Annotated in this window: 12 protein-coding genes; 1 reads left to right on the top strand and 11 read right to left on the bottom strand. The window is 41.1% G+C overall.

Annotated elements, in window-relative coordinates; all coding sequences use genetic code 11:
- Positions 1–3: 3 nt before the first annotated feature.
- The 7 genes from ABF487_RS03945 to ABF487_RS03915 form a co-directional block, all read right to left on the bottom strand.
- The gene (locus ABF487_RS03945; RefSeq protein ID WP_263778880.1) at positions 4–564 is read right to left on the bottom strand and encodes an ECF transporter S component; all 561 of its coding nucleotides are present in this window, start codon (positions 562–564) and stop codon (positions 4–6) included.
- Positions 561–1,271: a pseudouridine synthase gene (locus ABF487_RS03940; protein ID WP_415633046.1), complete on the bottom strand. Its 711-nt coding sequence runs from the start codon at positions 1,269–1,271 to the stop codon at positions 561–563. The genes ABF487_RS03945 and ABF487_RS03940 overlap by 4 nt, the downstream gene beginning before the upstream one ends.
- On the bottom strand, positions 1,272–1,868 hold the full coding sequence (gene scpB / locus ABF487_RS03935) for an SMC-Scp complex subunit ScpB (protein ID WP_415634533.1): 597 nt from the start codon (positions 1,866–1,868) through the stop codon (positions 1,272–1,274).
- Positions 1,865–2,614, bottom strand: coding sequence for a segregation and condensation protein A (locus tag ABF487_RS03930; RefSeq protein WP_415634532.1), 750 nt, complete (start codon positions 2,612–2,614; stop codon positions 1,865–1,867). The genes scpB and ABF487_RS03930 overlap by 4 nt, the downstream gene beginning before the upstream one ends.
- A 19-nt stretch (positions 2,615–2,633) precedes the next feature.
- On the bottom strand, positions 2,634–3,542 hold the full coding sequence (gene xerD / locus ABF487_RS03925) for a site-specific tyrosine recombinase XerD (RefSeq protein WP_263778877.1): 909 nt from the start codon (positions 3,540–3,542) through the stop codon (positions 2,634–2,636).
- 254 nt (positions 3,543–3,796) lie between these two features.
- Positions 3,797–5,230 carry a pyruvate kinase gene (gene pyk, locus ABF487_RS03920; protein ID WP_415634531.1) on the bottom strand — a complete coding sequence of 478 codons (1,434 nt, stop codon included), beginning with the start codon at positions 5,228–5,230 and terminating at the stop codon, positions 3,797–3,799.
- Positions 5,231–5,294: 64 nt separating this feature from the next.
- Positions 5,295–8,180 carry a DNA polymerase III subunit alpha gene (locus ABF487_RS03915; RefSeq protein WP_415634530.1) on the bottom strand — a complete coding sequence of 962 codons (2,886 nt, stop codon included), beginning with the start codon at positions 8,178–8,180 and terminating at the stop codon, positions 5,295–5,297.
- Between the two features lie 77 nt (positions 8,181–8,257).
- On the opposite strand from ABF487_RS03915, the gene ABF487_RS03910 reads away from it, so the two are divergent.
- On the top strand, positions 8,258–8,455 hold the full coding sequence (locus tag ABF487_RS03910; protein ID WP_415625294.1) for a YjzD family protein: 198 nt from the start codon (positions 8,258–8,260) through the stop codon (positions 8,453–8,455).
- Positions 8,456–8,468: 13 nt separating this feature from the next.
- On the opposite strand, the gene pepT is transcribed toward ABF487_RS03910, so the two are convergent.
- From pepT to dnaG, 4 genes are all read right to left on the bottom strand, one after another.
- The gene (gene pepT, locus ABF487_RS03905) at positions 8,469–9,692 is read right to left on the bottom strand and encodes a peptidase T (protein ID WP_415634529.1); all 1,224 of its coding nucleotides are present in this window, start codon (positions 9,690–9,692) and stop codon (positions 8,469–8,471) included.
- Positions 9,689–10,381, bottom strand: a complete 693-nt coding sequence (locus ABF487_RS03900; protein ID WP_415634528.1) for a tRNA (adenine(22)-N(1))-methyltransferase — start codon at positions 10,379–10,381, stop codon at positions 9,689–9,691. Before ABF487_RS03900 ends, pepT begins: the two co-directional genes overlap by 4 nt.
- A 69-nt stretch (positions 10,382–10,450) precedes the next feature.
- Entirely contained in the window at positions 10,451–11,806 is a 1,356-nt protein-coding gene (gene rpoD, locus ABF487_RS03895; RefSeq protein WP_415625291.1) for an RNA polymerase sigma factor RpoD, read from the bottom strand.
- On the bottom strand, positions 11,799–13,661 hold the full coding sequence (gene dnaG / locus ABF487_RS03890; protein ID WP_415634527.1) for a DNA primase: 1,863 nt from the start codon (positions 13,659–13,661) through the stop codon (positions 11,799–11,801). Before dnaG ends, rpoD begins: the two co-directional genes overlap by 8 nt.
- Positions 13,662–13,709: the final 48 nt, after the last annotated feature.

The following is a 13,709-nucleotide window of genomic DNA, read 5'->3' as shown; positions in this document are numbered from 1 at the left end:
CTATCATAGCCGATTCTTGAAAATTTTTGTAAAGAAATGTTCAATGGGATAATAAATAGCACTCCACACCAAGCCTTGAATGATATTAAATGGTACAACCATTAGCAAAATGTACTGCCAAAAGCCCAAAATTTTATTAATATCAAAATTCATAAATCGTGCATACAATGGAATCGCAAAGACGACGTTTACAATGACCGCAACAATTGTCAAAGCTGCCGTGGCAGTGATGACTGCCAGCCAAATATTCTGTTTTCTCAACCATACAAAAACTAGCATAAAAGCAAGCACAGCTGCGATATTGGTTGTCAATCCGATCCAAGTTGCAACGCCTTTATTCAATAAAATTAAATGGAGCAAAGAACGTAAAATCAAACCGAAAAGACCATATTTAAGGCCAACAAAATAGCTTAAAAGAAGTAGAGGAATAATTGAAAGCTCCAATTCCAAAAAACTAGCCTGGGGAATAATCGGTATTTGCGGAAACACCATCAAAATAAAACTTGCAGCGGAAAACAGCACTGTAATCATTAATTTTCTAAGTTCGCTTCTATTATTCGTCATTGCTTTAATTTCTCAATCTCTTTCTGAGTTAGCGTTCGGTACTTCCCGGATTCTAATTGACCCAAAGATATGCCGGCAAACATTTTGCGATGCAATTTGATGACCGGATGGCCGATATGCTGCAGGATTTTTTTTATTTCATGATTTTTTCCTTCGGCAACAGTCACTTCCAATAGGCTTTGTGTCGGATTAATCTGCTCGATGATTTTGCCTGATTGCGGGAAAAAAATTTCATTGTCAAATCTCATTGGTTTGGTCAAATCCGCTAACTCGCTTTCGGTCGGCACACCTTTAACTAATGCTTCGTAAATTCGCTTAATACGGTGTTTTGGATGTGTTAATTTCTGAGTCAGTGATCCATCATTTGTAAGGAGAAGCACACCTGTCGTGTCCTGGTCCAGCCGTCCGACTGAAAATAAGCGTGATTGGCTGTTAATCAAACCGATAACACTAGGCTGATTCGGATAGCTTTTATTTGAAGAAACATAACCAGCGGGTTTATTGAGCAGATAATATTCAAACTTTTCGCTATTAATGACTTGGCCATTCACGGAAATAATGTCCTGATCCGTAACCTTTCGCCCTAGCTTAGTTAACGTTTTGCCATTGACTGCTACTTGGCCATCAATGATTAACTGTTCAGCCTTGCGTCGCGAGGCAATACCAGCCTGCGCGATACGTTTTTGAACTCTTTGCGGTTCATTCATTCATTTTTTCCCTTCTTCAAAAAATTTTCGTTGAGAAAATAGATTAGCTTGATCTTCAATATCCAGATCATCGGGATTTTGAAGGTCTGGCAGAGCTGGCAGGTCGCTTAGATTCTTTAAACCAAAATAGTCTAGAAAAAAAACGGTTGTTGTGTATAAAATCGGCCGGCCGATCTCATTTTTTCGGCCCGATTCCTGAATTAAGTCTCGAAAAAGCAGACGCGAGATAGCACCGGACGAATTGACACCACGAATTTTATCGACCTCTAGTCGTGTGACCGGCTGCTTATAAGCAATAATGGTTAGTGCTTCGAGACTAGCCTTGGATAAGCTGCTAGCAACTGGCGATTGATAATATTTGCTTAATAAAGGTGCAAAGTCTGCCTTAGTGATTAAACGGTAAGTATCCTCATTTTTGACTAACCGCAACGGGTTTTTGGAATCCGCTGCCATATTCTCTTCTGACGAAGCCAATAAATCTTGAATTGCTGAGCGGTCAAACCCAGTGACATCGCTTAAATCTGTTAAACTGATGCCGTCATCTCCTGCGACAAAGATCAAGGCCTTTAATGCGGCTGTCTCATCAAAATACGTCATTCAGCCAGCCTCTTAGCAATGTATATTTCTTGCGTCTCATTCTGGCTGATGTGCAGAAAATGATCTTTGGCCAATTCTAAAATTGCTAAAAAAGTCGTAATCATTTCATCCGGATCCTGCTTAGCTTTGAAAAGCTGGTCAAAGGCGACCTGAAAATCTGAGAGTCGATCTCGAAACAGCTCTTTAATTTGATGAATTTTATCTGAGATAGAAAATGTTTCCCTTTCGATTCGCCTTTTTTTTGGATTCTCTTGTAAACGACGCTGCCAAATGCTTAAAAAAGCATGCTGAAGATCCTGCAGGGTCACTCCGGGAGATAAGGGCGCTACCGTAATGCCGCTTGGTATTTGTGCAACAGGCCGTGTGTAAGAAAGCGCACGATGCTGCTGGAGTTCAGACATCTGGCCAACGACATCTTGATAACGCTGATATTCAAGCAGTGTTTGAACAAGTTCCAAACGAGGATCATTCTCAGCTTCTTGGTCCGCCTCCTGATTGACTGTTGGAAGCAAAAAACGCGACTTGATTTTGATTAAGTTGGCTGCCATGTATAGATACTCGCCTGCTGAGTCTAACGAAGGAGTCAATTGCTGATGAATAAACTGTAAAAATTGATCAGTCACCTTTGCAATCGGTAAGTCAAAAATATCCAACTCCTGCGTGCGGATCAGGTGAAGCAGCAGGTCCAATGGACCATTAAAATCGCTGAGTGAGATTGTTAGTTTTTCCTGAGGCACAAACATCATTTTATCATCATTAATCAGGTCAATTAGCGCGCGGATGAAATTTATTGTACTGATCGCGCAAATGTTTTTCGCTGACCTGCGTATAAATTTGCGTAGTGCTAATATCCGAATGCCCAAGTAATTCCTGTACAATTCTTAAATCGGCACCATTTTCCAGTAAATGAGTAGCAAAAGAGTGCCGAAGCGTATGCGGACTAATGTCTTTAGTGATACCAGCCTGATTTGCAAACTGCTTCATCAATTTAAAAACGCCTTGACGCGAAAGCTGTGAACCGTGATTATTAACAAATAAGTAAGGACTCTCCTTTTTGGCCGTCAGCAGCGGGCGTGATTCTTTTAAATATTTAGAAATATAGAGCAGTGAAATTTCGCCAATCGGCACAATGCGTTGTTTTTCACCTTTTCCAACCGTCGTGACCAAGCCCAAATCAGCATGAAGATCAGCCATTTCCAGGTTGCAAATTTCAGAAACACGAAAACCAGTTGCGTACATAGTTTCAAGCATAGCGCGATTTCTTAGGCCGAGCTTCGTTGAAATATCCGGCACTGCCAATAACTTTTCTATTTCTTCAGCGGAAAGTACCTGTGGCAGATGACTGCTCTTTTTGGGCGTGGTAACTTTTTCCATTGGATTTTGTGCCAAATGTTTGTCTAAAGTTAGGTAGGCAAAAAATTTTCTCAATGAACTGACCATGTGGACAATCGAATTATTTGATTTACCAGCTTTTTTTTGCTCGTTTAACCAATTTAGAATTGTAAAACGATCAACCGAATTCAAACTCAAATGCTGACGACATAAAAAATCAGTAAATTCTGAGAGATCTTGATGGTAGCTTTTGACAGAATTTTCCAGCAGGCCCCGTTCACTGCGAAGATACGCACTATAGTCGTTTAATAAATCACTCATCGCTTTATTGTTAGTTGACATAATCTCATCATACAGTCTAAACAATATTAAAAACTCTTAATTCAATGCCCTTTTGTAGATCGATAGTCGGCAGTCTCCTGCAGTTGGTCATTTATTTTGCCGTAATTCAATCCGGACGAGACGAATCTGAAGGAAGATAAACGAATGATTGCATACAACTTTAAACAGATCTTGTATTCAAAAAAAGAGTGGCTAGAAAGTCTAACCACTCTTTTTAATATGTGATCAAAAGAAAAATTCTTTCGTCAGCAATTTTAAAGTTTGACAACGTGAATTAAGTTGGTAGTTCCCGGCGTCTTAATAGGCAAACCAGCTGTAACAACGATTGTGTCGCCCTTTTTAGCTAATTTCTTGTCGTGAGCCGTTTTCTTGGCTAATTCAATCATATCGTCGGTCGTCTCAGGTGCTTCTTCGACAACTGGATAAACCGCGTAATTGATTGTCAATGAACGGGCAGTCAATTCATCATAAGTGATGGCCAGAATCGGCATGTCTGGACGATACTTAGAAATCAAACGTGCTGTATATCCAGAGGCAGTCGAAGCCACAATGGCCTTAGCACCAGCCTCGCGAGCTGCATCGACAGCGGCTTGAGCCAAAACTTCAGTGTCGCTTGTTTTTGGTTCATTGTGCAAATCAATACGGTTACCATCATCATGAACATGGTCTTCGGCATATTCATCAGATGTCGCCATCGTTTTAACAGCTTCTACAGGCCATGAACCGTTAGCAGATTCACCAGAAAGCATGGTCGCATCAGTGCCATCCCAAACAGCGTTTTCGACATCGTTGATCTCAGCACGAGTAGCACGAGGATTCTCAATCATAGAATCCAGCATCTGAGTTGCTGTGATGACAGGTTTGCCCAAACGATTCAGATAACGAATCATTTTCTTTTGAATGACAGGCACTTCTTCATAAGGAATTTCAACACCCATGTCGCCACGAGGAACCATTAACCCATCAGAAACTTCAATGATTGATTCAAAATTATCAATACCTTCCTGAGATTCAATCTTAGGGAAGATCATGACATGCTTTTCTTGATGATGCTTCTTCAGCAGTTTGCGGATATCAAGAACATCTTCGGCTTTACGCACGAACGAAGCAGCGATAAAGTCAATGCCCTGCTCCAGACCAAATTCGATATCTGATTTGTCTTTTTCAGTGATACCAGGCAGGTTGATAGCAACACCGGGTGCGTTCACACCTTTTCTGCCACCAAGAACGCCATCGTTATCAACTTCGACGATCAGCTCTCTTTTCTCAACATCCTTGTCTGTGACAGTCATTTCAATAATTCCGTCATCAAACAAAACTTTTCCGCCAACTTTGACATCGTCGTACAATCCCTTATAAGTAACGGCGATTTTGTCTTTGGTACCCTTTAATTTCTCATTCATTGAAATGCGCAGCTTATCGCCTTGCTTGAATTCGATTTTTCCGGTTGGTGTGTCCTGGACAGTTGTTCTGATTTCAGCACCCTTCGTGTCGAGCATGAAACCGATCAATTTACCAGTCCTTTTTTCAGCCTCGTGAACCAAAGCCATTCGGCTGGCATGTTCATCATGGTCACCATGGCTGAAGTTAAAACGGGCAACATTAATCCCATTATTAATCAACGCGGAAATAGTCTTAAGATCATTTGAAGCAGGTCCTAAGGTGGAAACAATTTTTGTCTTTTTCATTTAATGCTCCTATTTTGATTTTCATTTGACAAAACACTTTTTATCTTAACATTTTCTTCACAAATCAGTCGCCGATCTGCTTGATTTTATTTGCAATAATGTTAATTTCATCCCGTCTAAGCTGCGTTTTTCCTATAAATGCAATTAAAGCGCCATTCTTTAAAATTGGTGCGGCTTTCGCATATTCACGAGCAAAAACAGTTAAGGAACTTTCGCCGCTGCCATCTGAAATAGAGACAAAAGCCATTTGATTACCATTCTTATCGCGAGTAGTTCTGATAGAATCCACCATGACCGCCATCTTCACTTCGGTGTCTGCCTTTAAGTCGCTAACCTGCGTGTAGCCCTTAGCAAGAATTTCTTTTCTCAAACTATCAATTGGATGACCAGAAATCGAAAAACCCAAAACAGCTTTCTCTTGCTGTAAACGCTGCAATAGAGGCATTTCTTTTGCGGCGTTCAATTTCGTCTCACTGAGAAGACTGCCGCCAAACTGCATGGCCGTAATCAGAGAAGCAGCATTTTCGACGAGTTCTTGACGTGTATAGCCAAAATGGTCCAAAGACCCGGCATAGGCCAGCTGTATGATATCGTTTTCACTCAAATCACTGCCCGACATCCGCTGCAAAAAATCAATTAAGGTTGGGAAAGGACCACCGTTGTCACGTTCGTTTAAAATCTGCTCGACAACTTTTCTGTTCAACCCCTTAATTTTGCCCAGCCCGGTGTAAATCACATTGTCGCCGCTGGAAAAGCCGCTTTGAGCATGATTGATGTCTGGACCGGCAAGCGGAATGCCACTATTTTTAACATCCTGCAGGTAGGCCGTTTTACTATCAAAGTTCAGCAATACAGAGAAAAATTCTAATGGGAAATAGGCTTTGACAAAAGCCATTTCAAAAGCGAGTTTGCTGTAAGCAACCGCGTGGCTTTTGTTAAAACCATAATTAGCAAAACGCTCGATATAAGCGAAAATTTCTTCTGCCTGCCGACTCTCATGACCTTTTTTTAGGGCACCAGCAACAAAAGCATCGTGCTGAGCCATCAGAACGCTCTCATTCTTGTGCCCGATTGCTGCTCGAAAAACGTCGGCCTCCCCCAAAGAAAAACCAGCATAAACTTGTGCAATCTGCATGACCTGCTCTTGATAAATAATCACACCATAAGTCGGCTGTAGAATATTTCGCAAACTTTCATCGATAATATGAATTTCTCTTGAATCGGCCTTGCCCTTTGCATAAGCCGGGATATTTTCCGACGGCCCTGGCCGATTCAATGCATTAACTGCTACAATATCATCAAAACTGCTGACAGATACCTGTTTTAAAGCGCTTTTGGCCGAATCAGACTCAAATTGGAAAATGCCATTTGTCTGCAGTGTCCTAAAAATGGTCAGCACTTTAATATCATCCAACGGCACATGGTCCAGATTAATTCGCCGACCAGTATTTTTTCTGATTAGCGCACGCATATCGGCAATCATATCGAGGTTAGTTAAACGCAGCAAATCAAATTTAACTAAGCCGATTGCCTCGACATCATCTTTATCAAATTGTGTCACCGTCGTATCGGAAACACGATTTAAAGGGACATAATTAACTAATTTTTCCGGACTTAAAACAATTCCGGCGGCATGAATACCGATGTGACGCGGTAGTCCGGATATCTTTTTAGCCAGTGCAATAATTTCTTTTGCATGAGGCAAATCAGAAATACCGTCTGGTAGATTTTCTGGATCCGCATTCTCTAAAGCATCATCATTTGAAGCCATAAATCTAGAAAAACGTTTCAAACTCCCTTCACTGCTGGCAAAAATCCGTGCACTATCTCGAACCGCCAGCCTCCTTTTGAAAGTGTCGAAAGTACCGATTTGAGAAAAATGATCGATTGAATACTTGCCTTGCAGATATTCAACAATTTCTTGACGGCGATTGCCCGGTACATCAATATCAATATCTGGAAGCTGTACACGTTTTGGATTCAAAAAACGTTCGAAATAGAGATCATACTCGATTGGATCAATCGTTGTGATATATAAAGCGTAAGCAACTAATGACCCGACAGCCGACCCTCGACCAGCACCAAGCTGGATGTTGTGGTGACGAGCAAAATTGATGATGTCCCAGACCACCAAAAAATAATCTGCCAGACCAAGCTGGAAAATAACTTTCAATTCATAATCAATTCGCTCTTTATAATTGTCGGGGATTTTCCGATTTAAAAAGCGGTTTTGCAAACCTAATTTGACTAATTCTGAAAGATACTTTTTAGGATCCGTCTCGCCTTGCGGCAATGGAAAAATGGGAAGGTGCTTCACATTTTCAGGCCAGTCGTTCCGCACAGAATTGAAAAAATTGATATTATTTTGCAAAATATCCGAAGGCAGTTGAGACACATAAAAGTCTGCATCCTGGAGGCTATGGCCAGTCAATTCTGCCTGTCCATTGAAGTTCAGGGCATTTTCATCGATATGCCGAAGCGCCGTGGCAACAATCGCATCTGTTTCATTGACCCAATCAATTGGAAAATAACCGAGCTCTTTTCTCGTAAAACAGTCCGCATTGGATAAAGACGCTTTATGCTGATCGTCTTCAAAAATCAAAGCAATATCTGTCAGTGACAGGCTGCTATCTTTCAGTTCAAATGTCTCATCTGGATGAAAAGCTAGATAACTGCTGATTTTCATTAGATTCTGATAACCGTGAAAATTTTTTGCAATCGCAATAAGTTCGCCAAAATCAGTTTGACTGATTGTCAACCCGATTATTGGCTTGATTCCAGCTAAAATCGCTGCTTGACGAAATTTTTCAGCACCATAAAGGTAATTATGGTTTGCCAAAACTGCCGCCTTAAATCCTTTATTTTTTAAAGCACTAATGAGCAGGTCGGTCTTATTGGGATTTCTCAACAGATCGTATTCGCTAAAAACTTGTAAAGGTGTATAGCTCACAAGTAAATAATATCGCGAATGTGCGAAACTTTGTTCGTATATTTGTATTTTTTACGCAACAGTCTTACACTTTGTTCATGAAATATATTGCAGTGGGTATTTGGTCGGTTATTTTAGGTAATGTTTTGGGCTTTATTGTTGGCGAACTTTCAAAACAGGCTTATATACCGTGGAAAATTTCAATTATCTTTCTAGTTATTGGTGAAGCAGCCGCGTTTCTTATCACGACAATTTCTCAATCAGCCGACAATTCGAAAAAAAACACCGATCAATAATAAATCGGTGTTTTTATTTAGACTGCAACGCGATGATCTTGAGGATCACGTCAACAGCCAATTCCATGTCCTGAACCGAGGCAAATTCAAATGGGCCATGCAGGTTCTCAGCTCCGGTAAAGATATTCGGTGTCGGCATACCCAAAAATGTGATTTTAGAACCATCGGTACCACCGCGGACTGGTGCCTCATTGGGTGCGATGCCTAATTCTTTATAAGCTGCTTCTGCCAATTTGACCGACTCCAGATGATCCTTTAAAATATCAGCCATATTGTAGTATTGATCGTATTGATTCAGATCCAAAACAGGATGTGAATATTGTGCATTTACCTGTTTAACAGCATCTGCAAGAATTTGTTTGCGCTGTTTTAGGCCATCGCGCTTAAAATCGCGAATAATCAAATGTGCCTCAGCTGAATCGCCATCGCCATTAAGATCCAACAGATAATAGTAGCCTTCATCGCCGCGTGTATTTTCCGGCCGCTCATTTGGCAGTAGATTAAAGGCATCAATAATGGCAACAATCGGATTAATTAGTTTGCCATAGCCTGATGAGGGGTGAACCTGTGTACCCTTAGCCTTGATTGTCGCCGCAGAGGCAGAGAAAGTCGCCCACTGCAATTCCCCCTTGATTGAACCATCGACTGTGTAGGCAAATTCGGCGCCAAAATTTTTCGTATCGAAGTGATCAGCGCCGATACCTATTTCTTCATCAGGCCCAAAAGCAATCTCGATTTCACCATGCGAAATCTCTGGATGATTCAGCAAATAAGACATAGCTGTGATAATTTCAGCCACCCCCGCTTTATCGTCCGCGCCCAATAAAGTTGTGCCGTCTGTCGTAATCAGCGTATGGCCCTTATAGTTGTGAAGGTTAGGAAAAACAGCCGGATCCAAACTGACACTATCGCTGAGTTTAATCGCTGATTGACCATCATAATTTTCATGAATTTGCGGCTGAATATTTTCAGAATTAAAATCGGCTGTATCGACATGCGAAATAAATCCAATTGGTGTAACCGTTTCTTTGCCTTTGCTTGCTGGTAATTTAGCAAAGACGTAGACATCAGGCATTGTACGGACATCAGATAGGCCGATTTGTGTTAATTCTTCGGCTAGTTTCTTTAAAAAAGCAACTTCTTTTGGATCACTTGGAACCGTCTTTGACGCTTCATTAGATCGTGTATTTATCTTGGCATAGCCAATAAAACGGTCTACTAATTTTTCGTACTTCACATCAATACCTCATCAATCTCTTTTATTTCTTCTTGCAAACTATCGTATCGCAAACTTCCCTGCTGCTTTGATTCTTCGAGAATTTTTTTAATATTGGCTAAATGCTCACGTTTCTTTTGCCATTTTCGACGAAAAATAGCCGAATTTTGTTCTAGGAGAAAGGGCCCGAATTTAATCTGACGGTTCGTTAAAGTTTTGGGCTTGTCAGTAGCACAGGAAACAATAATCTCATAAAAATGTCGGCCTTCCTGAATAATTTTTTCATCAATGATGGTACGTTTTTGCTGAATAATCGCTTCTCTGACTGTGTATTCTTCGTTATTCGCCTGCAAAATTAGAAGACTGTCTGTCAAAAATGTCGGTACCTTTTCAATTAATTTAGCAATGAGCTCGCCACCCATACCGGCCATGACAATCGTGTCAATATCATCATCTTCTTTGAGCACACTAAGTCCGCTTCCAAGGCGGAGCTCAATCTGCTGAGGACTATCTAAATCTGCCAGATCAATCTGTTCTTGGGCTGAAAACAAAGGACCCTTTCTCAAATCAGAAGCAATAATAAAAGATGATTTAGCTGTTTCCAAAAGCGCAATCGGAATTGCTGCATGATCCGTGCCAATATCAGCAACACGAGCGCCATTTGGGATCAAACGATAGATTGCCATTAAGCGATCCGACAATTTTGCCATAAACAAATCCTTTCAAGAAAATAATAAAAAACCGAACGCTGAGTTCAGTTTTTAAAATCATGAGAAACTTTATTCTTCCATGAAATCTTTTAACTGCTTGGAACGGCTCGGATGACGCAGCTTGCGCAAAGCCTTGGCTTCAATCTGCCTAATTCTCTCACGAGTGACACCAAAGACACGGCCGACTTCTTCCAAAGTCCGAGTCTTACCGTCTTCCAAACCAAAACGCAAACGCAGCACGTTCTCTTCGCGCTCCGTCAAAGTACCCAAGACTTCTTCTAACTGGTCCTTAAGCATTTGATCAGAAGTGGACTCAATTGGCGATTCGCCTTCATTATCTTCGATAAAGTCGCCCAAATGGGAGTCATCCTCTTCTCCGATAGGTGTTTCCAAAGAAACCGGCTCTTGAGCAATTTTTTGAATTTCACGCACTTTATCAGCTGTTAATTCCATTTCCGCACCAATTTCTTCAGGCATTGGGTCACGGCCAAGGTCTTGGATGAGCGTACGCTGAATCCTGATCAGCTTATTAATTGTCTCGACCATATGAACAGGAATTCTAATTGTTCTTGCCTGATCGGCAATGGCACGTGTAATCGCTTGACGAATCCACCAAGTGGCATAAGTGGAGAATTTAAAGCCCTTGGTATAATCAAACTTCTCAACAGCCTTCATCAAACCCATGTTGCCCTCTTGGATTAAATCAAGGAAATGCATACCGCGACCGACATAACGCTTTGCGATTGACACAACTAAACGCAGGTTGGCTTCGGCCAGCTCCTGACGAGCCCTTTGGCCGTCTGCGCCGCCTTTTTCGATTCTCTTAGCAATCTCGACTTCTTGAGTGGCATTTAACAGTGAAACACGTCCGATTTCCTTCAAATACATACGTACAGGATCATTGATTTTAACACCCTTAGGTGCTGAAGAAGCCGCTGATAGTTCTTCTTTGCTTGGATTATTCGTCTTCGTATTCAGAGACTTTTCAGAAGGGTTGCCATCTTCATCAACAATTGAAATACCGGCATCTTCAACTTTTTCAATCAATTTATCAATTTTCTCAGCATCCAGAGAAAACGGTTTGGCCATCTTTTCTTCTAATTCGTCATAAACAACTTGGCCTGCTTTTTTGTTCTTTTTGATAAAGGCTTTTAAGGCTTTTTCATAGGCTTTTTCATCAAAATCTGCAGAGGCTTGAGCCTGATTTAGGCCAGCGGGCTGATCGGCAATTTTCACAATTTTGTTTTTGTCTGCTGCAGTATGAGTCTTTTTTTCTGCACGGTCTGCCTTTTGATTGTTTTTCTGAGCCAAGTGCAATAAAACCGCTTTTTTATCCTTTTTCAAAAAATTGACATCGGCTTGAGTTAAAGCCTCTTGAATTTCTGCAACAGTATTTTTCTCTGAAACAACAATTTTTTTAGTCATATTTGTTCTCCGCCTTTTTTTTCATTAATTTTGCCAATTTAACATTCAATTCTTTGATCTGGTCGCTTTGATTTAAATTGATTGCCGTCTGTATTTGCGATTTTAGACTCAAAATCTGTTTCTCAAAGGGAATTCTCACGGTCAGCTGCCAGATATAATCATCGATCGCATCAATGTTAGCTGTCGAGTAAAGGGCTAATTGATGACTGATCAGGGGCGCAAATTTTTCTTGTTCTGCTGCAGTCATATTCTCCATCAGTGCCGATCCAATTGATTCTATCCCTGGGTGTCTGCTGCGAAAGCCCTTAATAAGGAAATAATAAAGCTGATTTTCAGGATTTTGAAAGGTAAAATCCTGATTCTTCTCGATCTCTTTAAACACGGATTCATGATAAACAGCCGATACAATCATTTTTCTTTCGATCATCGATTGCTGCCCGCTGATTGGATCACGTACCGTCGTTGTGGTGCCTACCGGCATCGAGCCAGATCCAAGCTCAGGCTCGGCAAATCGTTGTAGATTGATGATCCGAGTTTTCGGACTATTCTTGGTGAGCTGTGTGAGGGATTGATCCAGCACAGATCTGCTAAGCCCGAACTGGTCAGACAGTTTTTTTAACGTTAGATCATTAGCAATCGGATCAGGATGGTCTGACAAAAAGGTCAGCAAATCAGTCGTATAAGCACTTAAGTCAGCTGTATTACTCAAATTACGATTGCGTTTTAAATATTCCAACGCAAAATCATTGATGGAACTACTGTCTTGCTCGAAAATTTGTTTGAGTGCTTCTGGTCCCTTCTCCTGCAAATATTCATCGGGGTCTTTGCCAGCAGGAATCGTGACAATATCGACTTGAAGATGAGGAAATTGCCTAGTCTCGGAAATCACACGCCAAGTTGCGTTCTGTCCGGCTGAGTCACCATCATAGGCGATTGTCAATTTAGGACTATTGCGAGAAATTAATTGCAGCTGTTCTTTAGTCAGGCTTGTACCCATCGACGCAATACCATAATCAATCCCGGCTTTGTGTGCCGCGATCACATCCAAATAGCCTTCCAGCAATAAGAAACGCTGAGAAAGTTTGGCTGCCTGCTTTGCCTGGTCAAAATGATAGAGCAACCTGGATTTTTTGAAGATCGCTGTTTCTTTGGAATTAATATATTTGGCAGAGTTAGTCGAGTCTAGTGTACGGCCTGAAAAACCAACAACATTGCCATAACTATCTTTTAGTGGAAACATGACGCGGTTAGCAAAGACATCGTGAAAACTGCCATCGTCATACTGAGAAATCAACCCTGAAGTCAGTTGTTCCTCCATTGGAATCTTCTTTTCATCAAAAAAATGATGTAAAGACCAATCTGAAGGGAGATAACCGAGCTGAAAATCAGTCATCGTCTGACGGTCAAGATGGCGATCTTTTTCAAGATAATGCAATGCTTGTCCAGACAAGTCTGTATTTAAAAGCAGGTGATTAAAAATCTCAGCTGCCTGCTTATTGAGATCAATCAGGCGCTGCTCTTGTTCGCTAAAACGGCTACCAGCATTTTCTGTATATTTTTGGTCAATATGAATACCTAGGCCAGAAGCAACTTCCATCACAGCTTGAGGGAAAGATAGGCCCTTTTTTTCAGATAAAAAGTCAAAAACATTGCCGCTGCGACCGCAGGAATAGCACTTATACCGCTGCCCTTCTTCATCCACTGTGAAACTGGCCGTATTCTCAGTTACAAAAGGGCAAAGTCCCCAATAATATTTACCTTTTTTCTTCAAATCCACATATTGGCCAACAATGTCAACGATATCAGCGGCATCTTTAACCTGTTCAATTGTCTCTTTAGGAATTAAAGCTGCCATTAGATCGAGACTAAATTATATGCTGAATACTTGACTTTGTCAAGTAAA

This window comes from Oenococcus sp. (assembly GCF_047725585.1).
GTDB lineage: Bacteria > Bacillota > Bacilli > Lactobacillales > Lactobacillaceae > Oenococcus > Oenococcus kitaharae_A.
This window is presented reverse-complemented; position numbering and strand designations above follow the sequence as displayed.

Bases quoted from the DNA above. Each gene is read 5' to 3' on its own strand.
- ABF487_RS03945 (WP_263778880.1), bottom strand. From the start codon at position 564: ATGACGAATAATAGAAGCGAACTTAGAAAATTAATGATTACAGTGCTG.
- ABF487_RS03940 (WP_415633046.1), bottom strand. From the start codon at position 1,271: ATGAATGAACCGCAAAGAGTTCAAAAACGTATCGCGCAGGCTGGTATT.
- scpB (WP_415634533.1), bottom strand. From the start codon at position 1,868: ATGACGTATTTTGATGAGACAGCCGCATTAAAGGCCTTGATCTTTGTC.
- ABF487_RS03930 (WP_415634532.1), bottom strand. From the start codon at position 2,614: ATGATGTTTGTGCCTCAGGAAAAACTAACAATCTCACTCAGCGATTTT.
- xerD (WP_263778877.1), bottom strand. From the start codon at position 3,542: ATGTCAACTAACAATAAAGCGATGAGTGATTTATTAAACGACTATAGT.
- pyk (WP_415634531.1), bottom strand. From the start codon at position 5,230: ATGAAAAAGACAAAAATTGTTTCCACCTTAGGACCTGCTTCAAATGAT.
- ABF487_RS03910 (WP_415625294.1), top strand. From the start codon at position 8,258: ATGAAATATATTGCAGTGGGTATTTGGTCGGTTATTTTAGGTAATGTT.
- ABF487_RS03900 (WP_415634528.1), bottom strand. From the start codon at position 10,381: ATGGCAAAATTGTCGGATCGCTTAATGGCAATCTATCGTTTGATCCCA.
- rpoD (WP_415625291.1), bottom strand. From the start codon at position 11,806: ATGACTAAAAAAATTGTTGTTTCAGAGAAAAATACTGTTGCAGAAATT.
- dnaG (WP_415634527.1), bottom strand. From the start codon at position 13,661: ATGGCAGCTTTAATTCCTAAAGAGACAATTGAACAGGTTAAAGATGCC.